At 68.2% G+C, this 23,740-nt stretch carries 16 protein-coding genes; 9 read left to right on the top strand and 7 right to left on the bottom strand.

The window, feature by feature from the left end; all coding sequences use genetic code 11:
* Window positions 1-225 precede the first annotated feature (225 nt).
* Complete coding sequence (locus D2E22_RS03975) at window positions 226-1,131, bottom strand: cation transporter (RefSeq protein WP_126031811.1); 906 nt, start codon at window positions 1,129-1,131, stop codon at window positions 226-228.
* A 167-nt stretch (window positions 1,132-1,298) separates the two neighbouring features.
* Between D2E22_RS03975 and ffh the strand changes: the two genes are divergently transcribed.
* Together ffh and D2E22_RS03965 are read left to right on the top strand one after the other, a co-directional pair.
* Window positions 1,299-2,936, top strand: coding sequence for a signal recognition particle protein (gene ffh, locus D2E22_RS03970; RefSeq protein WP_126031810.1), 1,638 nt, complete (start codon window positions 1,299-1,301; stop codon window positions 2,934-2,936).
* Between the two features lie 109 nt (window positions 2,937-3,045).
* Entirely contained in the window at window positions 3,046-4,431 is a 1,386-nt protein-coding gene (locus D2E22_RS03965) for an endonuclease/exonuclease/phosphatase family protein (RefSeq protein WP_164518404.1), read from the top strand.
* A 6-nt stretch (window positions 4,432-4,437) separates the two neighbouring features.
* Here the strand turns inward: D2E22_RS03965 and D2E22_RS03960 are convergent, their stop codons facing one another.
* Complete coding sequence (locus tag D2E22_RS03960) at window positions 4,438-7,809, bottom strand: glycoside hydrolase family 2 TIM barrel-domain containing protein (protein WP_126031809.1); 3,372 nt, start codon at window positions 7,807-7,809, stop codon at window positions 4,438-4,440.
* 309 nt (window positions 7,810-8,118) lie between these two features.
* On the opposite strand from D2E22_RS03960, the gene rpsP reads away from it, so the two are divergent.
* From rpsP to trmD, 4 genes are all read left to right on the top strand, one after another.
* Window positions 8,119-8,598, top strand: a complete 480-nt coding sequence (rpsP, locus tag D2E22_RS03955) for a 30S ribosomal protein S16 (RefSeq protein WP_126031808.1) — start codon at window positions 8,119-8,121, stop codon at window positions 8,596-8,598.
* A 2-nt stretch (window positions 8,599-8,600) separates the two neighbouring features.
* Window positions 8,601-8,834 (top strand): RNA-binding protein, encoded by a 234-nt coding sequence (locus D2E22_RS03950; protein ID WP_095613013.1) that lies wholly within the window; start codon window positions 8,601-8,603, stop codon window positions 8,832-8,834.
* Between the two features lie 17 nt (window positions 8,835-8,851).
* Window positions 8,852-9,379: a ribosome maturation factor RimM gene (gene rimM / locus D2E22_RS03945; protein ID WP_126031807.1), complete on the top strand. Its 528-nt coding sequence runs from the start codon at window positions 8,852-8,854 to the stop codon at window positions 9,377-9,379.
* 101 nt (window positions 9,380-9,480) lie between these two features.
* Window positions 9,481-10,305 carry a tRNA (guanosine(37)-N1)-methyltransferase TrmD gene (trmD, locus tag D2E22_RS03940; protein WP_126031806.1) on the top strand — a complete coding sequence of 275 codons (825 nt, stop codon included), beginning with the start codon at window positions 9,481-9,483 and terminating at the stop codon, window positions 10,303-10,305.
* Window positions 10,306-10,327: 22 nt separating this feature from the next.
* Here the strand turns inward: trmD and D2E22_RS03935 are convergent, their stop codons facing one another.
* The 3 genes from D2E22_RS03935 to rpmB form a co-directional block, all read right to left on the bottom strand.
* Entirely contained in the window at window positions 10,328-10,939 is a 612-nt protein-coding gene (locus D2E22_RS03935; RefSeq protein WP_126031863.1) for an RsmD family RNA methyltransferase, read from the bottom strand.
* Between the two features lie 409 nt (window positions 10,940-11,348).
* Window positions 11,349-13,760, bottom strand: coding sequence for an ATP-dependent DNA helicase RecG (locus D2E22_RS03930; RefSeq protein ID WP_164518403.1), 2,412 nt, complete (start codon window positions 13,758-13,760; stop codon window positions 11,349-11,351).
* Between the two features lie 435 nt (window positions 13,761-14,195).
* Window positions 14,196-14,393 carry a 50S ribosomal protein L28 gene (gene rpmB, locus D2E22_RS03925; RefSeq protein WP_081663964.1) on the bottom strand — a complete coding sequence of 66 codons (198 nt, stop codon included), beginning with the start codon at window positions 14,391-14,393 and terminating at the stop codon, window positions 14,196-14,198.
* Between the two features lie 371 nt (window positions 14,394-14,764).
* On the opposite strand from rpmB, the gene D2E22_RS03920 reads away from it, so the two are divergent.
* The gene (locus D2E22_RS03920) at window positions 14,765-15,805 is read left to right on the top strand and encodes a PfkB family carbohydrate kinase (protein ID WP_126031804.1); all 1,041 of its coding nucleotides are present in this window, start codon (window positions 14,765-14,767) and stop codon (window positions 15,803-15,805) included.
* 97 nt (window positions 15,806-15,902) lie between these two features.
* On the opposite strand, the gene D2E22_RS03915 is transcribed toward D2E22_RS03920, so the two are convergent.
* The gene (locus D2E22_RS03915) at window positions 15,903-18,536 is read right to left on the bottom strand and encodes a tetratricopeptide repeat protein (RefSeq protein WP_126031803.1); all 2,634 of its coding nucleotides are present in this window, start codon (window positions 18,534-18,536) and stop codon (window positions 15,903-15,905) included.
* Between the two features lie 90 nt (window positions 18,537-18,626).
* Window positions 18,627-21,260: a tetratricopeptide repeat protein gene (locus tag D2E22_RS03910; protein ID WP_126031802.1), complete on the bottom strand. Its 2,634-nt coding sequence runs from the start codon at window positions 21,258-21,260 to the stop codon at window positions 18,627-18,629.
* 267 nt (window positions 21,261-21,527) lie between these two features.
* Here D2E22_RS03910 and D2E22_RS03905 point away from each other — a divergent pair, with 267 nt between their 5' ends.
* Both D2E22_RS03905 and D2E22_RS03900 read left to right on the top strand, forming a co-directional pair.
* The gene (locus D2E22_RS03905) at window positions 21,528-22,397 is read left to right on the top strand and encodes a putative ABC transporter permease (RefSeq protein WP_126031801.1); all 870 of its coding nucleotides are present in this window, start codon (window positions 21,528-21,530) and stop codon (window positions 22,395-22,397) included.
* 82 nt (window positions 22,398-22,479) lie between these two features.
* Complete coding sequence (locus tag D2E22_RS03900) at window positions 22,480-23,670, top strand: pyridoxal phosphate-dependent aminotransferase (protein WP_126031800.1); 1,191 nt, start codon at window positions 22,480-22,482, stop codon at window positions 23,668-23,670.
* The last annotated feature ends 70 nt before the right edge of the window (window positions 23,671-23,740 follow it).

Below are 23,740 nucleotides of genomic sequence, written 5' to 3'. Positions count from 1 at the left end.
GCACCGTCATAGCCGTCGATGGCTACCGGCTAGCAACACACAGCTGCAATGGGCCGCGGTGATGGATGTGCGTGGCTAGCGGCTAGCCACGCACATCCATCACAGCCCACCATCATGACCATTGACGTCTAGTGACTAGCCACGTACGTCCATGCGAGCGCACAAAAAAGGCTGTTGGCAGCTAGCACCTAGCCGCCAACAGCCACAAATCCAGCCGCGCCCCGCTTACTCGAACACGAAGTCCACGTTGACGATGTGCAGCTTCGGTTCGAGCGCCTTCTCGATCGCCCGCCGCGCGCCGACCAGCTCCTCCATCCGCACGCTGCCGTGCGTGCTGCCGATGAAGATGTCGACGTCGAAGTTCATGCCGGTCTTGAACACGTGGAGCTTCTCCATGACGATGCGCGCCGGCAGATGCGCCTCGACCTCGCGTGTGACGAACGCGGAGATCTCCTCGTCGTCGTGCGTGCCGCCGACGAGTTCGACGAAGGCGTCGCGCAGCACGACGACCGGTTCCTTGACCGTCAGCGCGACGATGATCGTCGTGATGAAGAAGTCGCCGGTGTAGTGCAGGAAATCGAGGGGCGTGCCGTCGGGCAGGAAAAACAGCAGCACGGCGACGACGCCGATGCCGAGCGAGATCATGCCGTCGATCCACGTGCCGTTCGCCTCCGCCTTGAGCATCAGGCTCGCGTCGCCGATCGAGCGATTGCGCGCGCGGTAGTACCACACGAGCACGAGGCAGACGCTGACGGCGGCGATCTGGTAGATGACGACCGGCCCGAAGCTCAGCCGCTCCCCTTCGCCGTACGCGAAGTAGTCGATCGCGACGCGCAGCACGTCGAGGAACGAGAACAGCAGCAGGCAGATCGTGAAGATCGATTTGCAGATCGCGTAGATCGGCTCGAGCGCGAACATGCCGTTCGGGAAGCGTTCGCTCACGCGCACCGTCTTCTTCGACAGATACGCCGCGACGCCGCCCGAGATCACCGAGATCACGGTGAACGACGCGTCGAGGAACATCGATTTGAGCCCGGTGATGAAGAACACGAAGAATCCGGCGACGACCATGACGATGTTGACGATGATGCCGACCTTCAATGCCTGCTGTTCGATTCTCTTCTGATGCATGTCGCCTCCTCGCTCCTCGTCGGGCCATATGGCGCCGCGTCGTCGTCGTACGCGCGACCGCCCTCACCTGTCGCGCTCCAACCAGTGTAGTGAACGCGCGCATGGCTGTGGGGTTCCGGTGCGCAAGCTGCACGATTTCCCCTCAACACGGTAGAATCGTAGCCATTATGGCAGCATTCAGTTCTCTTACAGACAGGCTCTCGAACGCGTTCAAGCATCTCAAGAGCAAAGGCAAGCTTTCCGAGGCCGACATCGACGGCACGATCCGCGAGATCCGCCGCGCGCTGCTCGACGCGGACGTCTCGCTCGACGTCGTGCGTTCGTTCACGGCGCGCGTGCGCGAGCGCGCGCTCGGCGCCGAGGTCTCCGAGGCGCTCAACCCGGCCCAGCAGGTCGTCAAGATCGTCAACGACGAGCTCACCGACATCCTCGGCCAGGGCGTCGACCGTCCGCTCAACTTCGCGAAGACGCCGCCGACGATCATCATGCTCGCGGGTCTGCAGGGCGCCGGCAAGACGACGCTCGCCGGCAAGCTCGGCTACTGGCTCAAGGAATCGGGCCATACGCCGCTGCTCGTCGCGGCCGATCTGCAGCGTCCGAACGCGGTGACGCAGCTCGAGGTCGTCGGCGAGCGCGCCGGCGTGCCGGTGTACGCGCCGGAGAAGGGCGTGCAGTCGGCCGGCGGCGAAGCGGTCTCCGCGCCGGGCGAGACGCACGGCGATCCGGTCAAGGTCGCGCGCGATTCGATCGAGTACGCGCGCCAGAAGCTCTACGACACCGTCATCATCGATACGGCGGGCCGTCTCGGCGTCGACGAGACGCTGATGAAGCAGGCGCGCGACATCCGCGACGCCGTGCAGCCGGACGAGATCCTCTTCGTCATCGACGCGATGATCGGCCAGGACGCGGTGCGCACCGCGCAGGCCTTCGACGAGGGCGTCGACTTCACCGGCGTCGTGCTTTCGAAGCTCGACGGCGACGCGCGCGGCGGCGCCGCATTGTCGGTCGCGTCGGTGACCGGCAAGCCGATCCTGTTCGCGTCGAACGGCGAGGGCCTCAAGGACTTCGAGGTCTTCCACCCGGACCGCATGGCCTCGCGCATCCTCGACATGGGCGACATCCTGACGCTCATCGAGCAGGCGCAGCGTGAGTTCGACGAGGAGCAGACGCGCAAGGCCGCCGAGAAGATGGCCGAGGGCGATTTCGGCCTCGACGATTTCCTCGCGCAGCTGCAGCAGGTGCGCAAGCTCGGTTCGATGAAGTCGCTGCTCGGCATGATCCCGGGCATGGCGCAGCACCGCAAGGAGCTCGAGCAGTTCGACGAGCGCGAGATCGACCGCACCGAGGCGATCATCCGTTCGATGACGCCCGAGGAGCGCCGCAATCCGAAGATCATCGACGGCTCGCGCCGCGCGCGCATCGCCTACGGCTCGGGCGTGACCGTCTCCGCCGTCAACGCGCTGCTGCAGCGTTTCGAGCAGGCCTCGAAGATGATGAAGCGCATGAGCAACAAGGCCGGCTTCGGTTCGATGGGCGGCTTCGGCGGCGGTTCGGCCCGCAAGAACGCCAAGAAGGGCAAGAAAGGCAAGAAGGGCGCGTCGAAGTCCGGCAATCCGATGAAGCGCGAGGCCGAGGAGCAGGCGTTGCGCGCACGGCTGTCCGGCAAGCCGAACGCCTCCGGCTCGGCCTTCGTCAAGAAGCCGAAGACGCCGCAGCTGCCCGACGAGCTGCAGGGGATGCTCGGCGGCGCCGACCTCCCGCCGAATCTCGGCGGCGGCCTCGGCGGCCTGCTCGGCGGCAACTGACCGTCCGCATGAGGGGCGGCTGCCAGTAGCAGCCGCCTTTTTCTTGACCGTGGCCCGACCGCCACGGCCTTTTCGATGTACCGCACATCCCCTACAGAAAGGTGCCTTCATGCTCATCGCGATGTGGATCGTGCTGATCGTGCTGATCGCATGGCTCGCGCTCACCGAGCTGCCCGCCGGCTGGGACGGCCACAAGCCGCTGCCCTATCTGATCGCGCTGACGCCTTTCCTGTGGATCCCCTTCACCGCGCTCGCGATCGTCAGCGTCTGTCTGCATGCGTGGCCGTTCGCGATCTGCGCCGTCGTCATGATCATCGCGTCGCTGATGCGCCAATCCGCCTATTGGCTCAACGGCATCAAGGCGCCGAACACGGCCGCCGCGCTCGCGCGACGTCTCGCCGAGCGCAAGGCGCGCGAGGACGGCGCAACGGCCAACGCTGACCGCCCGCGCAAATCGCATCCCGACCACGGCCAGTTCCGCGTGCTGACGCTCAACTGCCGATACGGCCATGCCGACGCCGAGAGGGTCGTCGGCCTTGTGCGCGACGAGGACGTCGCCGTCCTCGCGCTGCAGGAGCTCAGCGACGACCTCGTCGCGCGCCTCGACGCCGCCGGCCTCAACGCGCTGCTTCCCTACCATGAGCTCGGCGAGGCGCTGCCGACCGACAACGGCGGCTTCAACGGCGTCTGGATGCGCGTCGAGCCATCGGCGAGCACGCCGACCGGCGTGCCGATCCCGGCAGCCGACGTGCCGACGATGACGATCCCGTTCTCGTCGACGCGCGACATCACCTTCGCGTCCGCCCATCCGAAGTCGCCGATGCGCGGCTGCCGCGCATGGTCGGAGGGCATCATCGGCCTGCGTGCATTGATCGCGCATCCGAAGGACGAGCCTCGCGAAAAGTACCCGACGCTCGCCGCGATCGACGCGGCCAACCGTGCGGCGGCCGCGGCGGCCAAGAAGGACGGCTCCCGTGATGGCGTCCTCGTGCAGGCCGGCATCTCCGCGCATTCGGCGACGGCCGACCGCGCCGCCCGCCACGACGCCGCCGCCACGACCGCGGCGGACGCGCAGACCGCGCAGCCCTCCGCCGCGCAGCCGTCCGAACGTGAGACGATCTGCGTCGTCATGGGCGATTTCAACTCGGGCATCCCCCATCCGAGCTTCCGCAAACTGCTCGCCGCCGGCTTCCACGACGCGGCGCTCACCGACGCACGCGGGCTGCGCCCGACCTATCCACGTTGGATCAAGTGGCCGCGCATCGTGCTCGACCATGTGCTGTTCACCGACTATCTGACCGCCTCCGACGTGCGCGCGGTCGAAGTGCCCGGCACCGACCATCTCGCGCTCGCCGCGACGCTGACGATCATCGACCATCCGACGCCGCTCAACGCGGGCGCCGGCGAGACATGGCCGGATTCGCTGCCGCCGCTCGCCCGCGAGCGCGCACGCGACCGCATCCGCGCCGCACGCGACGACGGGGATGCCGAATGACGCCGCTCAGGCCGTCTGCGGCCGCAATGTGACGACGAAGCGGAAGCGCGCGTCGTCGAGCCGGTACTGCGGCAGCAGTTCGGGCCCGCAGCTGTTCGAGCCGATGCCCGACTGCATGTAGTCGACGCAGACGACGGTCATGCCGGCGCGCTTGAGTTCGAAGTCGTGCCGCGCCCGCGTCATCTCCTCGGCCGTGTATTCGAGCGCCTGGAAGTCGAAGCCGCGCGCCTCCTCGGCGCCGTCGCCGCGCAGGACGACCAATGCGACGCCGTCGCCGCCGACGCTCGCCCAGTCGCAGTCGTGATGGTTGCCGTTCTCCTGCGGCCTGATCTCGTGTTCGGCCAGCGTCTTCGGCGTCCCCTCGAAGATGCCGTGCCAGCCGGAGCGGTGCTTGTCGACGTAGCTTTCGTTCGGCCCGTAGCCGCAGTAGACGACGTTCCTCATCGACGCGGGCAGCATCATGCGGATGCCGAAGCGCGGCAGGAACGGGAACGCCGTGTCGCGCGCGACGTCCATCGCCAATGCGAGCGAGCCGTCGGCATGCACGGTCCAGACGGCGTCGACGTGCGCGATCGGCTGCACGCTCGGCGCGACGACGCCCATCGAGACGCGCAGCTCGACGGCGCTCGGCGCGAGACGCGCGTCGTCGGGGTCGACCTCGTTCGCGATCGCGCAGCCTTCCTCGGGTTGCGCGATGCCGCTCGACGCGACGGTGCGCACGGCCACGTCGTAGGCGCGCGCGCTCGCGTGGTCGTACTGCGCGCGCTCCCATGCGCGCCGGAGGTATTGGTCGTTGTCGGTCGGCGCGCGCCAGACGTCGATCCGCATCGGCTGCGCGAGCAGCGCGTGGTTGCGGTAGCTCATCCGTGAGAACAGGCCGGTGCGCACGTCGAGTTCGTAGCGCCAGTCGGCGCCTTCGAGCACGATCGACGTGCCTGCGCGCCGCAGCTGAATCGTCGCGCCGCGTTCATCGCCTGCGCGCATCTCCTCATGCTGGCGCGCGACCCACTGGTTGCGCGCGTCGCCGCCGGCCACGTCGACGGCGATCTCGTCGAAGCCGAGTTCGAAAAGCGGCGCCATCCCCCACATCGGCTCCTTCGTCAGATACCGCAGCACGATCGTGACCTTGCCGTCCATATCGCGCAGGTCGGGTATGCCCGGCAGCGTCAGCGTGCCTTCGGCGCCGGGGGCGATCGCCAGCGCGGCGGCGGTCGCCTCGTCGTCGCACAGCGCGTATCCCCGCATCGCTCCGTCGATGTACAGCTCCCACATGAGCTGCACACGGTCGGACAAGGTCGTGAAGTCGAGGTGGTTGCGCAGCGTCACCTGCACGTCGGCGCCGTCACGGGCGACGGCGACGACGCGTGCGGGGCGGAACACGTTCTTGAATTCGTCGAGGCCGGAGTGCGGAGTGCGGTCGGGCGAGACCATGCCGTCGACGCAGAAGTTGCCGTCGTTGAGCCGGTCGCCGAAGTCGCCGCCGTACAGGTATTCGCGTCTGCCCTGCGGCGTGCGGCCGGCGTCGACGGCGTGGTCGCACCATTCCCACACGTAGCCGCCGGCGAGTCCCGGATGCCGTTCGATCGCCTCGAAGTAGTCCTCGAGGTCGCCCGGCCCGTTGCCCATCGCATGGCAGAACTCGCACATCAGATACGGTTTGACGACGCCGCCGGCCTTCGTGCCGTCCTCGCCGTCCGCGCCGTCGCCGCGGGGGCCGTCGGCGCCGAAATAGGCGTCGATCTCGTCGATCGACGGATACATGCGGCTGTGCACGTCGATGGCGTCGTAGTCGTGGCGGTCATGGCCGTCGTGTTCGACGTAGCGTGCGCTTTCGTAATGCGTCAGCCGCGACGTGTCGTAGCGTTTGACCCATGCGGCGGCGCGTTCGAAGCCGACGCCGTACGCGGATTCGTTGCCGAGCGACCAGAACAGCACGCAGCCGTGGTTCTTGTCGCGTTCAACGCAGCGGCGCACGCGGTCGAGGATGGCCGGCGCGAAGTCCTCGTTGTCGGCGATGCGCGCGTTCCATCCTTCGAGCGCGGCCGTGTCGTCGACGCCGTCGCCGTCGTGCCCGTGCTGCAGCATGTAGGCGCCGTGCGCCTCGATGTCGGCCTCGTCGACGACGAGGAAGCCGAGTTCGGCGTACAGGTCGTAGCAGTACGGCGCGCTCGGGTAGTGGCTTGTGCGCACGCCGTTGACGTTGTGCTGCTTCATCAGCAGCAAATCCTCCTTGAAACGCTGCGGCGTGACGGCGTAGCCGGTGTCCGGGTCGGCGTCGTGGCGGTTCATGCCGTGGATCGTGATCGGCCGGCGGTTGAGCTCGATCCGCTCGTGCACGCCGTCGTCGCCGAGCGCGGCGCGCACCTCGCACACGCTCAGTGGCGACGTGATCGTCTCGTCGTCGGTGGCGATGACGAGACGGTAGCAGTAGGGCTCCTCGGGGTTCCACAGCCGCGCGGCGGGGATCGTCAGCCTCGCGCGTGCGCGGACGGTGAACACGTCGTCGTCGGCCGCATCGGCGTCGGCGGCGTCGACGACCTGCGCCTCGGCGGCGTCGACGGTCTCGCCGTCGGCGTCGAGGACCGCGACGGCCACATGCCCGGGCAGGCCGCCCGAGCCGGCGTCGAAGTCGACGGTCACCGCCGTGCGCCGGCCGCCGTCGAAGTCGATCGCCGTGTGCACGAAGTAGTCGCGGATCATCCGCGTCGGGCGTTTGAGCAGATAGACGTCGCGGAAGATGCCGCTCATGCGCAGCTTGTCCTGGTCCTCGAGGTAGCTGCCGTCGCACCATTTGAGCACGAGCACGGCGATCGTGTTCTCGCCGTCCTCGACCAGGTCGGTCACGTCGAACTCGCTCGTCGCGTGCGAGACCTGCGAATAGCCGACGAAGGCGCCATTGAGCCACAGGTAGAAGCAGCTGTCGACGCCTTCGAAGTTCAGATACGCGCGCGGCGCGGCCTCGTCGGGCTCGTAGTCGAAGGTCGTGCGGTAGACGGCGCACGGGTTGTCCTGCGGCACGAACGGCGGATCGAAGGGGAACGGGTAGCGGATGTTCGTGTACTGGTTGTGGTCGAAGCCGTGCATCTGCCAGACCGAGGGCACCGGGATCTGCGTGTAGTCGTCGCCGGGGTTGAACGCGACGTCGGTGAAGATCGGGTCGTAGGCGGCGCTCGCCGCGGCGACCTCGGCGTCGAGCTCGTGGATGCTCGCGTAATAGCGGAACGCCCAGTCGCCGTCGAGCAGCTGGAAACGGTCGGAGCATACGCGCCGGTCGAAGCTCGTGTCGACCGCCCCGCTCGCCGGAATGAAATACGCGCGGTTCGGCTCGCAGCCCACATGCAGCGTGGACGGGTCCTCGTAGTAGCGCGGAACGAACATCGCAGCCCTCCTTGTGATCGATCCTCGTCGATGTGCGGCGTGCGCCGCGGCTTTCGCGGCTCGCACGGCCACGGCGATGCCATCTCACACTATATAATCCGCCCACGGCGTGGTGCCGCGAGGCCCCGTTACGCCGTCGGCCGCCGCGGACGCCACCGATGACCATGGGTGGAGGTATCCTGACTTGGTTATTTGACGATGCGGGACCCTCTCATCACCCGTAGGCGTCAAGGAACGCGCGCGCCGGTCGAGCCGTGCCCCACACGGCGAAGCGCGGTGCGCAACCCTAGTTAACCAAGGAGAGCCGTTTTGGCAACCAAGATTCGTCTCAAGCGTATGGGCAAGAAGTTCTATGCCGTGTACCGCGTCGTCATCATGGATTCGCGCAACAAGCGCGACGGCCAGGCCATCGAGGAGATCGGCCTGTACAACCCGAACACGCAGCCTTCGACGATCGAGATCGATTCCGATCGCGCGCAGTACTGGCTGGGCGTCGGCGCGCAGCCGACCGACCAGGTCCGCAACCTGCTCAAGATCACCGGCGACTGGCAGAAGTTCAAGGGCCTCAAGGGCGCCGAGGGCACGCTGAAGACCGCCGCCGCGAAGCCGGATGCGGCCACGCTCATCGAAGAGGCCGACACGAAGGCGCAGAAGCTCAAGGCCGCGAAGGCCGAAGCCGAGCTCAAGGCCAACGAGGCCGCCACCGACCCGGACGCCGCTGCCGAGCAGAAGGCCGACGAGAAGGTCGAGTTCGCCGATCCTGAAGAGTCCGCTCCGGAAGCCGTCTGATCATGCTTGCTCAAGTCGTGGAACATCTGATTAGGAACATCGTCGATTTCCCTGACGACGTCTCGGTCAAGTCCCATGAGAACGCGCGTGGTGAGCTGATTCGCGTACGCGTCAATCCTGAGGACATCGGGCGTGTGATCGGCCGCAACGGCCGCACCGCCAACGCGATCCGCACCGTGGTGCAGGCGATGGCCGACCACAAGGTGCGCGTCGACATCATGGATGTGCGCAAGTGAATCATGAATCTTCACCGATGGACCCTCAACAGCCCGAGCTGCTGAGGGTCTGTCGTATCGGACGCGCGCAGGGACTCAAAGGCGAAGTGAGCGTGCAGCTGTTCACCGACGAACCCGAGGAGCGTTTCGCCCCCGGCTCGCCGCTGTTCACGAAGGACGCCGAGGACGAATACGTCGTCGAAGGCGCACGCACGTTCAGGAACCGCTGGTACATCAAGCTCGAAGGCATCGACGACCGCAACGCGGCCGAGGCGCTCAACGGCACGATCCTCTATGGGGAGCCGTGGGAGCTCGAGGAGGACGAGTTCTATCCGAAGGACATCGTCGGCCTCGAGGCGCGGCTCGCGCCGGACGGCCGTGTCCTCGGCAAGGTCGTCGACATGACCGAAGGCGCGCAGTGGCTGCTCAAGATCCGTCTGGCCGAGCCGGTCGGCGACGAGAAGACGGCGCTCGTGCCCTTCGTCATCGAACTCGTGCCCGACGTGGACCTCGAGGAGGGCTATCTGACGATCGATCCTCCCGGCGGCCTGATCCCGGGCATCTGACCCCCCCCCACTGTGCTTCGCATGCCCCGGCCGCGCCCATTACGGCCGGGGCATGCGAAGCTGTGATCCCGACACCGTGACCCAACACTGCAAGGAGCCATATGGACATCGACATCGTCTCCGTGTTCCCCGAGTACTTCGACGTGCTCAACCTGAGCCTGTTCGGCAAGGCGATGGAACGCGGGCTCGTCACGGTACGCGTGCACAACCTGCGCGACTGGACGCATGACGTGCACCAGTCGGTCGACGATACGCCGGTCGGCGGCGGCGCCGGCATGGTGATGAAGCCCGAGGTGTGGGCCGAATGCCTCGACGAGCTGCTCGACGTCCCGGTGGACGCTCCGGCGGACGCGGACGCCGCGCCCTCCCCCGGCTCCCCGGTGCTGATCTTCCCGAACCCGTCGGCGCCGCTGTTCACGCAGCAGTGCGCGACCGAGCTGTCGCACGCCGAACATCTCGTCTTCGGCTGCGGCCGCTACGAGGGCTATGACGCGCGCATCCCGCAGTACTACCGCGAGCGCGGCGTCGACGTGCGCGAGTATTCGATCGGCGACTACGTGCTCAACGGCGGCGAGGTCGCCGTCTCGGTGATGCTTGAGGCGATCACGCGGCTGCTGCCCGGATTCATGGGCAACGCCGACTCGATCGTCGAGGAGTCATACACCGGCGCGAACGCGCTGCTCGAGCACAGCCAGTACACGAAGCCGGCCACCTGGCGCGGCATGGCGGTGCCACCGGTGCTCATCTCCGGCGACCACGGCAAGGTCGACCGTTTCCGGCGCGACGAGGCGCTCGGGAAAACGTCGCGGCTCCGGCCTGATCTGATCGCGCGTCTTGACTGCGCGGCGCTCGGCAAGGCCGACCGCAAGACGCTGATGGCGCTCGGCTGGGAGGTCTCCGGCGCTCATCCGCGCCGACTCGGCTGAGCCATCCCGGCGCTGGGCCGCCTCAATCGGCGCGCTGTGCGTCGACGAGCCGTTCGTAGTCGTTTGAACGATACGTGTACACGGTCGTCTCGCCGTAGTCGCGCCGATCGTCCTCGACCCATCCGGCGGGCGGCGTCGGCGGCGCTGTGCGCTTCGAGCGTTCGAGGACGATCGCGCCGTACTGCCCCACCAATCCTCGCCCGACGAGGTCGTCGAGCAGCCGTGCGCAGTCGTTGGTCGCGAACATGTACGGCGGGTCGATGAGCACGAGGTCGAAGGGTGCGTCGACCTTCGCCTTCGCCGCGTAGCGTTCGGCCTTCGCGCGCACGACATGCGCGTCCATGCCCTCTTCCCATCCGTGGTGCCGCTTGAGCGCCGTCAACGTGCCGGCGATCAGTTTCGCCGCCTGCGCGTTCGCCTCGACGACGACGAGTTCGCGCGCGCCGCGGCTCAGCGCCTCGATGCCGAGCGCGCCGGTGCCGCCGAAGAGGTCGAGCACCCGCGCGTCCTGCAGCAGGCCGCGCGATTCGAGGCGTGAGAACAACGCCTCCTTCGTGCGGTCGGTCGTCGGTCGCGTCACGGAAAGCGGCGTCGTGAGCGGTGCGCCTTTGAATCTGCCGGTGATGACATGCATGGTTTCGAGCCTAGCGCCCCGCCCGCCCATCGCCATGCGGTCCATGCGCAGGAAGGCGTTCATGAAGTCGGCTGGCTGCACGGTCGGTTCGGCGTCGACGGGGATGCCGCCGCCTCCGAAGGTGTTCGTCATCGCAGGCGTCGTCGGATCGGGCGTATAGGCGTTGACGAAGCCGAGTTTGGTCGTCCCCGCTGCGTTCGATGTCGCCGGACGCGCCGTCATGGTCGACCGACGAGCCTGCGCCGCCGTGGGCCTGCCGGTTTGCGCCACCGTGGACTTCGCGCCGGCCGGCAGGCCGTGCACGGCCTGCCGTCTCGCCGCCCTTGAGTTTGAAGATCGAACCGTTCTTCACAGTGACCTTGCCGTCCGGTGATCGTCTTCTGGCATTCGCCGTGGGCGCCGCTCGCACTCAGTTGCTCGTCAGGAACCTCTCGTTGCCGCGCGTGAAATCGAGGACGGCGCCGGCGAGCTGCACATGCCCGTCGAGCGTCGGATCGGCGTCGAGCAGCCTCTGCGCGCGCTCACGCGCGTCGGCGATCATCGGCGCGTCCTTGACGACGCGCAGCAGCCTGAGGCTCGACTTGCCGCCCGACTGCGCGTCGCCGAGCACATCGCCGGCGCCGCGCAACTCGAGATCCTTGGCGGCGATGTCGGCTCCGTCAAGCGAATCGGCGATGACCTGCAGCCGCTCCTCGGCGATCGACCCCGCTTCGGCGCGCGAAACGAGGAACGCCCACGCGTCGGTTCCGCCTCGGCCGACGCGTCCGCGCAGCTGATGCAGCTGCGACAGGCCGTAGCGGTCGGCGTCGAAGATGACGATGCAGCTGGCCTGCGGCACGTCGACGCCGACCTCGATGACCGTCGTCGCGACCATGACCGGCGTCGCGCCGCCCGCGAACTCCTCCATGACGCGCTGCTTCGTCTTGTCGTCGTCGCGACCGGTGAGCGTGCAGATCGCGACGCCGCGGAACTGCGGCAGCGATTGCAATCGTTCACGGATCTCCTCCACCGAACGCAGCGGCGGGCGCGGATGGTCGGCGTCGTCACCGAGTTCGACGACCTGCATGTCATCGTCGGCGGCGGCCGCGCCGTCGTCCTCCGGCACGTCGATGCGCGGGCAGACGATGTACGCGCGCTCGCCGGCGTCGATGCGCGCACGCAGATGCCAGAACATGTCGGACATCAGCTTGCCGTCGTCCTCCGGCACGATGAAGGTGCGGATCGGCCGGCGGCCGCCCGGCAGTTCGGTCAGCCACGAGATGTCGAGGTCGCCGAACCACGTCATCGCCGCAGTGCGCGGAATCGGCGTCGCCGTCATGACGAGCAGATGCGGGTCGCGCTCCGACTTGCCGCGCAGGGTCTCGCGCTGCTCGACGCCGAAGCGGTGCTGCTCGTCGATGACGGCGAGCGCGAGGTTCGGCGCCTGGAACGACTTCGAGAACGCGGCGTGAGTCGCGACGACGATGCACGGCTCGCCGCTCGCGGCCTTCGCGAGCACGCGGCGGCGCGCGGCGAGCTTCATGCCGCCGGTGAGCAGCAGCACCGGCACATCGGCGTCCGACGCGCCGACCGACGCGGTGATCGACTGGTGGTGCTGTTCGGCGAGCACCTGCGTCGGCGCGACGAGCACGGCCTGATGGCCGGAGCCGACGGCCTGCAGCATCGCGGCGACGGCGACGACGGTCTTGCCGGAGCCGACCTCGCCCTGCAGCAGCCGCTGCATCGGATGGTCGGCGCGCATGTCCACGCCGATCCGGTCGATGACGTCACGCTGGCCATGGGTCAACGGGAACGGCAGCGCGGCGATGTAGTCGTCGCGCAACGCGACATCGCCGCAGGGGAAGGCCTCGCTCGCGCTCGCCGCGTCGCGCGCCATCAGCAGCGCGCACTGGCAGACGAAGGCCTCCTCGTAGCGCATCGTCCGGATCGCATGGCGGAAGTCGGCGACGGCGTCGGGGTCATGGATCGCGCAGAAGGCCTGCGCGCGGTGCATCAGATTGAGTTCGGCACGCACCTGTTCCGGCAGCACGTCCGGGATCGCCCGTTCGAGCGCGGCGCGCACACGGTCGCCGTCGTCCCACAGCGAGCGTACCGGCGCGTCATCGGAAGGTTCGGCGGCCGACTGCGGTTCCTCGCCGGCGAGCATATGCAGCAGCGCGAGGATCGTCTCATGGATGTGTTCGCTCGAAATGCGTGAGTTCGCATGGTAGACCGGGCGCGGACGGCAGACGCGGGCAAGGCCCTGCGCGACGGAGTCGACGTCGTATTTGAGCGTGCGTGCGGGCGTGTTGCGCGGACGGCCGGTACCGCGCGCGGGCGTCGGCTCGTCGAAGGCGAGCTGCGCCGGCGCGGGCGTCGGCTCGTCGGGGGCGACGGTCAGGATTTCGGGATGCGTGAACTGCAGGCGGTCGTTGAACACGCTCGGTTCACCGGCGATGACGATGCGCATGCCGGTCGTCAGCCGTGACGCCATCCAGTCGATGTACGACTTGCGGTGGGCGAAGAAGACGAGGTTGGCGGCGGCCGGGCGCTGCCGATGGTCGCGCGCGTAGTCGGCGTCGTCGACGAGCACCTCGAGGCGGTAGGAGCCGCGGGAGCTCATCGGCGCGACGCGTACGCCGCGCACGACGACCGGGCAGGCCATCCTCTCGCCGAAGCGCACGTCGCCGAGCGCACGCACCGGCACCGGCTCGGTCACGCGGAACGGATAGTAGCTGAGCGCCTCGCCGACCGTCGTGACGCCGAGCGCCTTGAGCGCGCTGACGCGCCGCTTGTTCGTCAGCAACGACGCCAGCGGTGATTCCACGGTCACGGTACTCATAGTCCCCCATTGTCGCACGCGCGCGGACGAGCCGCCACAGCGCGTCCCGCCGGGTCGTCCTGTTCCGGGCCAATCCATCGAACCAGCCGACGAGTCCACCCACGAACCGGACCGATTCCGTCCCAATCCGTCGGCACCGCCGACAGGCCGCCCCGCAGCGTCCTGATCCGCCGAGAGCGCCGACGAACCATCCCGCAAACCAGCCACTTTCCGTCCCGCACCATCGACATGCCCGACGAACCGCCCCCGCGAATTGGCCCGTTGCCGGAACAAACCATCAACGCCGCCGATGGAACGTGCCGCGGCGGCAGGGCGACCGGCATGCGGGGGCCGCGGCGCCCCACGCCCAATACACCAAGCAACGAGAAGCCCCGTCGGACGAGCTGGACTCTTCCGACGGGGCTCCCTCATGCGTTCCGCATGGTTCAATGCATATCAGTTGGCGCTCACACGCTGAACCTTGCCTGCCTTGAGGCATTTCGCGCACACGCGAAGGCGGACGTTCTGACCGTCCACGGTGGTGCGAACCGGCTGGAGGTTCGGCAGGAAGCGGCGCTTGTTACGAATATGCGAGTGCGACACGGAATAACCCGTACGCGGGCCCTTGCCACACACTGCACAACGAGCTGCCATAATGGACTCCCTATAAATTACTGTTGACTTGCAAGTCTGCGTGCGGCTGCGTGCATACAAGAACGTACGCCGTCACACACAACTTCCCAATGATACAACCAGATGCCGGACAACGCCACTTTCCCCGTGCTTCTTTCACAATTGCGCCGTGCATGCGTCCGCATCCGCACCGATCCGCGCGCCGTTCCCGCGCACAGCGTCTACAATCGTAACCAGAGCGTCTTCTCTGGGGGCCGCCGCCGACGCCGGCAGGCGTCGGGCAAGTACTGGGAGAGGGTACTGCAGGAGGAACGTGAGGAAGAGGCAGTGAGGCCGACGCGCATTCGCAATGCGGAAAACGTGCGGGGCCGCCAACGAGAAAGGAACCAGTCATGCTCAGTGACATCGTCAACAAGATCCGCGCGCAGCGCGACCATGAACCGACCGTCGTCTCCCTCGGCCAGACCTGGGTGGATATGCTGATGCGCGTGCCGGAGATGCCGCAGCCCGGCCGCTTCGTCGAGGCGGGCACCGTGTCCCGTTCGATCGGCGGCAGCTTCCAGGTGCTCGCCGCGGCGGGACGCATGGGCGCGCGCACCGAGTTGGCGAGCATGATGGGCACCGGCCCGTGGGCGGACTGCATCGCGGATGCGCTGCGCCGCGCGCACATCACCCATACCGGCCGCACATTGCCCAATCAGGACAACGGCATGCGCATCATCCTGTCCGACGGCGAGGCGAAATCCTATGTCGCGCATCACGGCGCCGAGTCGCGCGGCGACGCGGACGCCTACAGGAACGTCCATCCGCAGAAGGGCGACGTCGTCCACATCGGCAGCAACGCGCTGATGAACGACGGCGCGACCGCCGTCCACAAGTTCCTGTCGCGCCCCGAATGCCAGCCGCAGACGCGCGATTTCCGCATCGTGCTCAATTCGACGAGCGCGTTGCGTCTCGTCAACGCGCAGCTGCTCGAGACGCTGATCCTCGCGCGCCCGATCTGGTCGATGAACCGCCAGCAGGCGTATTCGCTCGCCGAACGGCTGTCGATCAGCATCGACGAGACGCCGACGCTGCGCGTCTCCGGCGGCTTCGACGAATCGATGCACGAACTGTGCACGGCGCTGAGCGACGTGCTGCACGCGCCGATCGTGCTGCGAGCCGGTTCGCGAGGCGCATGGATCCGCCAGCACGGCGAAGGCGTCATGCACATCGACGGCTTCCCGACGAAGGCGACGCATATCCGCTCAGCCGGCCCCGTGCACACCGGCGCGCTGTGCGCGCTGCTCGCCGAAGGCTGGGACCTCGAGGCGAGCGTGCAGATCGCGAACGCGGCCGCCGCGCTGTCGATCGCGCACAACGCGGACGGCGTGCCCGTCTGCCCGTCCTACGACGAGGCGACCGCGTTCATCAAGGAGCGCCTCGCCGATTGACCTTCCCTGAAAATCCACCCATGCAAGGAAGGCGGGCCGGGACCTGTGGTCCCCGCCCGCCTTCGTCTATCGGCGTCTCTCAGCGTCTATCGGCGCGTCACTCGCCGCGTTCGGCCGCGAGCACGTCGTCGGCGTTGAGCACGCCGTAGCGCAGGCATTGGCGCAGCAGCCGCAGCACGTCGCCTTCGACCGAGTTCGCGAGGATGCCGGCGGCCGCGTCGGCCGCGCACGGGAATCCGGCGTCGACGAGTCCCATCGCCGCCTCGGCGAGCACATCGAGAGCGCGCACCTGCGGGGCGACCGGGATGTCGACCTCCCGCAGCCTGGCGACCGCCTGGTCGTGGTCGGGCAGCTTGTCCCAGCCGAGCTGCGCGAGCAGCTGCGCGACCTCGCGGCGCGCGGACGGCGCATAGGAGGCGCTGTCGAGCGTGCGCATCGCATAGCAGGCGGCCGCCGATTCGCGATCGCCGGTATTCCACAACGCGTAGGCGAGGCGGTAGTATACGAAGTCGACGTCGTCGCGGTCGACGGCGATCGTCAGCGCGGACTTGAGCACGCGCGCCGCGGCCTCGTAGTCCTCGCTGTCGGCATGCACGACCGCCTCCTCGAAATACGCGGCCGCGCAGGTCGGCGCGATGCGTTCCATCGCCTGCGCCTGCGCGACGGCGGCCTGGTGATCGCCGTCGTCGCGGTAGATGTGCGTCAGTCCGACGCGCGCGTTGTACAGCGCGTCCGGAGCCTTCCAGTAGCGCGTGTCCGGGCCGTCGTCGACGAGGGAGACGAGCAGACGCTGCGTCGGGTTCTCGCAGTAGAGCGGCCGCTGGTTCGCCGGCGCCTGCTCGCTCATCTCGATCTGCATGATGACCGATTCGAGTTCGATCGACGTGCCGATCGGCGTGTCCTTCTCGTTGCCTTGACGCAGATCCATGACCTCCGATCCCTTGATCGAAGCGTCGTCATGCAGGATGTCGAGGTCCTGCGCGCGGTCGGCGCGCAGCAGCGAGCACAGTCGCGGCGGCAGCGGACGCGTGTCCGTCCATAGCGGCGTGCGGTTCGCCAGCAGCGACTGCGGCACCGGCAGCGGCGTGATGACGTCGAGGCCTCGACGCGCGTTGAAGGCGAGCGCGAAGGCCGTCGGTTCGAGCATCGGCAGGACGCGCGCCGGATCGTCGTCGAGCGCCGCGTCGTCGAAGACGCCGTCACGGTAGCGCGGCAGTACGTTCGTCGTGAAGCGCGCGCGATCGAAGCTCAACGAAAGCACCGGATCCTCGGTCTTGTACAGCGAGCCGCGGTAGCCGGTGACGGTGACGGCGTTGACGGACGGTCCGGCCGTGAATGCGATCTGCGCGAGCAATCCGGCGAGTTCGAGCGCGTACGTCGCGGCGTGCGCCGCGCGCATGGCGCGCACGTCGACGACATGGCCGTCGCGCCAGTCGCTCGACTGGAACTGCGTTTCGTCGGGGGCGGAGAAGATGATCGCCATCTCGCCGGTGTCCGTGTTGACGTCGGCGCGGTATTCGAAGCGGTGCGGCAGGATCAGCGATTCGCCGATTGTGATGAAGCGCGTCAGCGTGTCCCACATGCCGCCCGGCGCGGCCGCCGCGTCGTTGATCCGCGCGAAGCGGTTGTTGACGTCCGTGTAGTCGAGCACATGCTCGATGTGCTGCGACCAGACGTGGTCGCGACGGCGCACCGCGTCGTAGCATCCGGCCTCGTCGAGCGTCGTGACGAAGCCGTTCTCGTTGTCCCTCGCGTCGGCCACGCGGCGCACGGCGCCGAGGCGGTTGAGCGCGGATTCGATGGCGAGCACCGCGTGCCGGTCGGCGGTCGGCATGTCGCCGTTGAACACGGCCCAGAACAGGTTCGTGTCCTCGACGATGATGAAGCGCACCGATTCGCGCGCGCTGACCGGACGCAGCGCGGCCGCGCCCGCCTCGATGAGCTCGCGCGCGGCGAAACGGTCGGTAGGCGCCGCCGTGGCCGCGTTCACGGCGCCCTTCCAGACGATCGCGTCGACGGCGTCGGCGACCGGCTCGCGCGTCACCCGCATGAACTCGTCGAAGATGCGGCCGAGACCGGAGCCGGGACGGCGGCCGGCGAGCGTCGGGACATGGTACGCGAGCAGCCATCCCGCCGCGAGGACGACGGCCCGCGGGTGGGCGCCGCTCGTCAACGGGCCGAGGTCGAGCGCCGCCGCGAGGATCGTCACGTCGTCGTCCTGCCTGCGGTATTCGCCGAAGCTGACGCCATGGCCGGGCTCGAAGATGCTGCGCACGCGCATCGGTCCGGTGTAGTCGTCGTCGTCCGCATCCCATTTGTCGAAGTGCACGTCGGCGCGGTCGGCGCGCAGCGCGCCGGCGGAATCGTCGTCGAGGACGTCATCGGTCGTGAACACCTTCATGTCGTCGCGGATCCATGCGAGGACCCGCACTCCGCCGTCGACTTCCTCGACGACGTAGCCGAGGCCTTGCTCCGGCTGCGGCAGCGCGGTCGTCACCGCGTAGCGGCGCCCCTGCGGCTGTCCGGGCAGCGTCGGCAGCCGGTCGGTGCGTCCGCGGCCGTCCAGTTGATGGATCGGGTGCGCCGCATGCCGCGCGGACGTCGGCTGCTGCGGCTGCGGCGGCGCGGCCTGTTGCGGCGTCGGCATCGGCGGCGGCGTCGGGGCGCCGGATCCCGGCGCCGGCGGAATCGGTGGCACGGTGAAACCGTTCGTGCCGTTCATCTGCGTCATCGTTGCGTCCTTTGGTCGTTGCTGGGGTCGTTGCGGGTCTTGGTCGTCATGCGTCTTCGGCCGTCATGCGGCCGAAGGGCCGGCGCGGGCTCACTCGTCGCCGAGTTCGTCCTCGCCGTAGGTGCCGTGGAGCAATGTGCCGCCGAGCCAGTCGAGCGTGTCGTCGCGTTCGGCGGCCGCGAGCAGCCGGACGCCGATGCCGGCGGCCTTCGGGAAGCCGGCGTCCACGAGGTCGATCGTGTTGCGCGCGAGCAGATGCATCAGGCCGTGCGACGGCACGACCGGGATGCCGTTCGCGCGCAGCAGCTGCTTGGCGTCCTCGATCGCCGGCGCACGGTTCAGGTCGCCGTCGAGCAGCTCGCTCAGCTCCTCGAGCGCCGTGTCGCGCAGCCAGCGCACCGGTATCGTCAGCGTCATCGCGTAGCAGGCGGCGGACAGGTCGGCCTTGCCGAGGTTGCGCATCGCGTAGGCAAGGCGGTAGTAGAGCACGGCGACGTCGCAGGGCTCGACGGCGTACGGCAGCGCCTTCGTCAGCACGTCGGCGTCCTTGGCCCAGTCGGGTTCGGCGCCGTCCACATACATCGCCGATTCGCTGATGTACGGCGGGATCGACAGCTTGCCGATGTGGTGGACGCGCGCGAGCAGCTCCTTCGCCTTGTCGAACTGCCCGTTGGCGATGCTGATGCGCGCGAGTTCGGCCAGCGCGCGGAACAGCGCGTCCGGCACCTTGAAGTACCGGATCGCCGACGGGTCGACGCTCGGCCTGCCGTCCGCATGCGCCTGCGGATCGTCGTCGTCGGCGAGCGTGACGAGTTCGCGCTCGCCCTGGTTGTTGCAGTACAGCGGCCGGAACGCCGGCGTCTCCTGCGGCAGCGACTTCGACAGTTCCATGACGACCGATTCGAGTTCGATCGCGGCGGATACCGGCGAATCCTCGTTGTCGTTGATGATCTTCTCGACGTCGGCGATCGAGATCGGCGCGTCATCGTGCAGCACGTCGAGCTCGCACGCGCGATCGGCGCGCAGCCGAACGCCGAGGTCGGCGGGCAGTTCGCGCATGTCCTTCCACAGCGGCACGCGGTGCGCCTTGATCGCCTCCGGCAGCGGCAGCGGCGTGACGCCCCTGAAGCCGAGGTCGTCGCCGAGGTCTACGGCCTGCGCGGACGGCGCGAGCAGCCGCAGCAGCGCGGCCGGATCGAAGTCGAAGGCGTCGTCGTCGATGTCGCCGCCAAGATAGCGCGGCACCACGTCGCCGTAGAAGGCCATGCGCTCGAAACGCATCGACAGCACCGGCGTGCCGGTGAGCGTGCCGGCGCGCGCCGTGATCGTCACCGACGTCGTCGCGATGCTCGACGAGAAGCCGACATAGGCGAGCAGACCGGCGAGCCGCAGCACGTAGACGGAGGCCTGCGCACCGCGCGTGTCGCGCACGTCGCGCCAGACGCCGTCGTTGTCGACGCGCGAGGCCGGGAACCCCATCGCCGTCGGCGCGTTGAACGCGATCGCCATCACGCCGGACTCATTGTCGACGTCGACGCCGTACTGGAGGCGCAACGGCAGCCGCAGCCGTTCGGCGACGTTGCCGAATCGCGTCAGCGACTCCCATGCGCCGCCGCGCTTGGCGCGCGCGTCGTAGAGCTCCATGTACGGGTTGCGCGCGCCGATTTCTCCGCGCGTGAAGCGCGCATGCTCGCCCCAGTGGACGAAGGCGGAGCGGAACACGAAGCCGGTCGTGCGTTCGTCGAGCGTCGCAAGCAACGCGATGTCGTTGTCGCGGTGCGCGGCGGCGTTGCGCGCGTCGACGAGGCGGTTGAACGCGCCTTCGACGGCGATGACGAGATCGCGCTGCAGTCCCTGCACGGCGTTCTGGTCGAAGTTGATCCAGAACTGGCCGTTCGTGCCGAGGCGACGCAGGCCGAGCTCGGTGTTCGCGGCGATCGCGCGCAGCTGCGGCGCGCCGATCTCGACGAGCTGGCGCGCGAGCGCGCGCTCGATCTGCGTGACGCGGCCTGTGTTCGACGTGCCGCGGTGGATGATCATGTCGACCGCGTCGGGCAGCGGCATCTTCTCGATCTGGTCGAAGAGGTCGACGAAACGGCCCGAGCTCGTCGTGATCCGCTCGCCGCGCAGCGCCGGCAGGCGGCGCGCGAGCAGCCAGCATGCGGCGACCGCCTCGGCGCGCGGATGCGGCGTGCGCGCGTAGGCGCCGGCGTCGAAGGAGCACTGGGCGATCAGGACGGCGCCGTCGGCGTCGACCATGTATTCGCCGATGCAGATCGGGATGTCGGGGTCGTCGCCCTGGAAGCCATGCTCGGTGTCCCAGATGAAGATCGCGCCGATGCGGTCGTTGCCTTCGTTCCACGGGTCGAACTTGAGTTCGACGCCCGCCGTGGACGGTTTCTCGGCGAGCACGGTGGCGGTCGGATGCACGGCGTCGTCGTCGGCGATCCACGCGAGGATGTTCATCTGGCCGGCCGGCGTGAGCTCGACGATGTACCCCCGGCCGCCTTCGGGCTGCTCGAGCGCCTGCACGATGCCGACGCGCATGTCCTGCGGCTGCCCGGGCACCGGATCGATGAGCCGCACCGGGCCGTTCGTGTGGCCGTTCGCCGGGGCCGGCGGCGGCACCGCGGCGCCGCCCTGCGGCCGCGGCGGCTGCATGGGCTGCGCCGCGGCTTCGGCGCCGCGCTTCGCCTTGTCCTTCTTCCTGCCGAATCCAAACACGTCGCGTATGCTCCTTCCCGCCGGTCCATGTCCGGCCGTCGTCGTCTGCTGCGTCCGCGGCGCTCTCGACGTCCGTCACCGGACCGATCGTCTGCGAGACCTCGTCGCCCGCAGCACATGCCTCCCTCAGAGCGCATTGCGCCTGCGCCACCGCTGTGGCGCGCTTTCCATGGTTTCGTCAGTGTAGCGCAGTCGAGGTGCGCCTTCACCGCCGTCCCAGCACGTGAGAACCGCCGCCGCGGCGCACGATGCGCTACCGTGGTGTCCATGACGCACGTGATCCTCGCCTTCGACAAGGTCTTCCTGTGGTTCCTGCTGTACAGCTTCGTCGGCTGGCTGTGGGAGACCTGCCTCAACATCGTCATGAAGCGGCGCTTCGTCGACCGCGGCATCCTCAACGGGCCGCTGTGCCCGATCTACGGCTTCGGCGCGATGCTCGCGGTCTACGGGCTGCCCGGCGAGCACTCGTTCCTCGCCGTCTTCCTCAGCAGCGGCGTCCTCGCGTGCACGCTCGAATACCTCACGTCGTGGGGCATCGAGAAGCTGTTCCACATGCGGCTGTGGGACTATTCGGACAAACCGTTCAACATCAACGGCCGCGTCTATCTCAACGGCTTCATCTTCTTCGGCCTCGGCTGCACGGTCATCAAACTGTGGGTGCAGCCGCACGTCCTCGCCGCGCTCGACGGGGTTCCCCCGGCGACGCTGATCGCCGTCGCGACGACGCTGCTCGCGCTGACGCTCGTCGACGCCGTGATCACCTTCGCCGGCCTGATCAGCATGAACGGCCGTCTCGGCCGCGTCGAATCGGACATCAAGGCGCTCAAGCGGCGCGGCATCGCGAGGATCGACGTCGGCATCACGGCCGCCGACGAGCGCATCGAGGCCGCCGAGGCGCGCTTCAACGCGTCCACCAACGGCCTCGGCACGCGCGTCGGCGCGAAGGTGCGCGATGCCGGCGAGGCCGTCAAGGACACGAGCGAGCAGTTCTCGACGCATGTGCACGACCTGTTCAACCTGCAGCAGCGCCGCCTCATCGACGCCTACCCGCAGATGCGCACCGCGCACGACCCGCATGTGCTCAAGGAGGTCCGCGCGCAGTTCGCGAAGTACCGCGCGCGCCGCGCGTCGCGCTGAGCCGGCCGCCGGCGCAACGTGCGCGACATGACCGCGGCGTACGCTGGCCTCGTCCCCTTCCCGTCCGCTCCGAAAGGATCCCATGATCAACGACCGTTACAAGGACATGCTCAACGAGAAATCCGTCATCCGTTCGATCAGCGAACGCGCGAGCGCACGCAAGCGCGAGATCGGCGCGGACCACGTCTTCGACTTCTCGATCGGCAACCCGAACGTCCCGTGCCCGTCGCAGTTCACCGACGCGATGCTCGACCTCTACGCCACCGAGCCGCCGCACGTGCTGCACGGCTACAGCCCGTCGACGGGCATCCTGTCGGTGCGCCAGGCGATGGCCGATTCGCTCAACCGCCGCTTCGGCATGGACTACGAGGCCGCGCACCTGTTCCCGACCGCCGGCGCGACCGGCGCGCTCGCGCACGCGTTCCGCGCGGTGACGAAGCCGGGCGACGAGATCGTCACCTTCGCGCCATACTTCCCCGAATACCGGCCGTACGTCGAGGGCACCGGCGCCGCATTGACCGTCGTGCCGCCGGACACGGAGCGCTTCCAGATCGATTTCGACGCGTTCGAACGCGCGCTCAACCCGAAGGTCGCGGCCGTGCTCATCAATACGCCGAACAACCCGTCGGGCACCGTCTACTCCGCCGAGACGCTCGAGGCGCTCGCCGACATGCTGCGCGCCAAGCAGCGCGAGTTCGGCCATGACATCTTCCTGATCTCCGACGAGCCGTACCGCGAGATCGTCTTCGATGGCGCCGAGCAGCCGTATCCGGCGCGCTTCTACGACAACACGCTCACCTGCTACTCGTTCTCGAAGTCGCTGTCGCTGCCGGGCGAGCGCATCGGCTACGTCGCCGTCAACCCGCGCGCGAGCGACGCCGGCCTGCTTGTGCCGATGTTCGCGCAGATCAGCCGCACGATCGGCCACAACTGCCCGTCGTCGTCGATGCAGCTCGCCGTCGCGCGCGTGCTTGAGGACACGAGCGACCTGTCGATCTACGAGACGAACATGAACATCATCTACGACGTGCTCGTCGACCTCGGCTTCACGGTGCAGCGTCCCGGCGGCACCTTCTACATCTTCCCGAAGGCGCTCGAGGAGGACGCGAACGCGTTCGCGCGCAAGGCGATGGACTACGACCTGTACATGGTGCCCTCCGATTCCTTCGGCATGCCCGGCTATCTGCGCATCTCCTACTGCCTGGAGACCGACCAGGTGCGCCGCGGCGTCGAGCGGCTGCGCGAGTTCGTGTCCGAGGTCTACGGCGGCTGACTTCCGCCCGCCGCAATCGCGCGCCCGTCCGCGGCCGTCCGCCGTACAATGGGTTGGGGACGGCCGCGGC

The sequence above is a fragment of the Bifidobacterium castoris genome (assembly GCF_003952025.1).
In the GTDB taxonomy this organism is placed as follows: Bacteria; Actinomycetota; Actinomycetes; order Actinomycetales; family Bifidobacteriaceae; genus Bifidobacterium; species Bifidobacterium castoris.
The sequence above is the reverse complement of the archived record's forward strand: the minus strand, read 5'-3'. Positions and strand labels throughout refer to the sequence as shown.

What these genes read in the sequence shown, in the direction of transcription:
- D2E22_RS03975 (WP_126031811.1), bottom strand. Translation starts at nt 1,131, where the DNA reads ATGCATCAGAAGAGAATCGAACAGCAGGCATTGAAGGTCGGCATCATC.
- ffh (WP_126031810.1), top strand. Translation starts at nt 1,299, where the DNA reads ATGGCAGCATTCAGTTCTCTTACAGACAGGCTCTCGAACGCGTTCAAG.
- D2E22_RS03965 (WP_164518404.1), top strand. Translation starts at nt 3,046, where the DNA reads ATGCTCATCGCGATGTGGATCGTGCTGATCGTGCTGATCGCATGGCTC.
- D2E22_RS03960 (WP_126031809.1), bottom strand. Translation starts at nt 7,809, where the DNA reads ATGTTCGTTCCGCGCTACTACGAGGACCCGTCCACGCTGCATGTGGGC.
- D2E22_RS03950 (WP_095613013.1), top strand. Translation starts at nt 8,601, where the DNA reads ATGCTTGCTCAAGTCGTGGAACATCTGATTAGGAACATCGTCGATTTC.
- rimM (WP_126031807.1), top strand. Translation starts at nt 8,852, where the DNA reads ATGGACCCTCAACAGCCCGAGCTGCTGAGGGTCTGTCGTATCGGACGC.
- trmD (WP_126031806.1), top strand. Translation starts at nt 9,481, where the DNA reads ATGGACATCGACATCGTCTCCGTGTTCCCCGAGTACTTCGACGTGCTC.
- D2E22_RS03935 (WP_126031863.1), bottom strand. Translation starts at nt 10,939, where the DNA reads ATGCATGTCATCACCGGCAGATTCAAAGGCGCACCGCTCACGACGCCG.
- D2E22_RS03930 (WP_164518403.1), bottom strand. Translation starts at nt 13,760, where the DNA reads ATGAGTACCGTGACCGTGGAATCACCGCTGGCGTCGTTGCTGACGAAC.
- rpmB (WP_081663964.1), bottom strand. Translation starts at nt 14,393, where the DNA reads ATGGCAGCTCGTTGTGCAGTGTGTGGCAAGGGCCCGCGTACGGGTTAT.
- D2E22_RS03920 (WP_126031804.1), top strand. Translation starts at nt 14,765, where the DNA reads ATGCTCAGTGACATCGTCAACAAGATCCGCGCGCAGCGCGACCATGAA.
- D2E22_RS03915 (WP_126031803.1), bottom strand. Translation starts at nt 18,536, where the DNA reads ATGACGCAGATGAACGGCACGAACGGTTTCACCGTGCCACCGATTCCG.
- D2E22_RS03905 (WP_126031801.1), top strand. Translation starts at nt 21,528, where the DNA reads ATGACGCACGTGATCCTCGCCTTCGACAAGGTCTTCCTGTGGTTCCTG.
- D2E22_RS03900 (WP_126031800.1), top strand. Translation starts at nt 22,480, where the DNA reads ATGATCAACGACCGTTACAAGGACATGCTCAACGAGAAATCCGTCATC.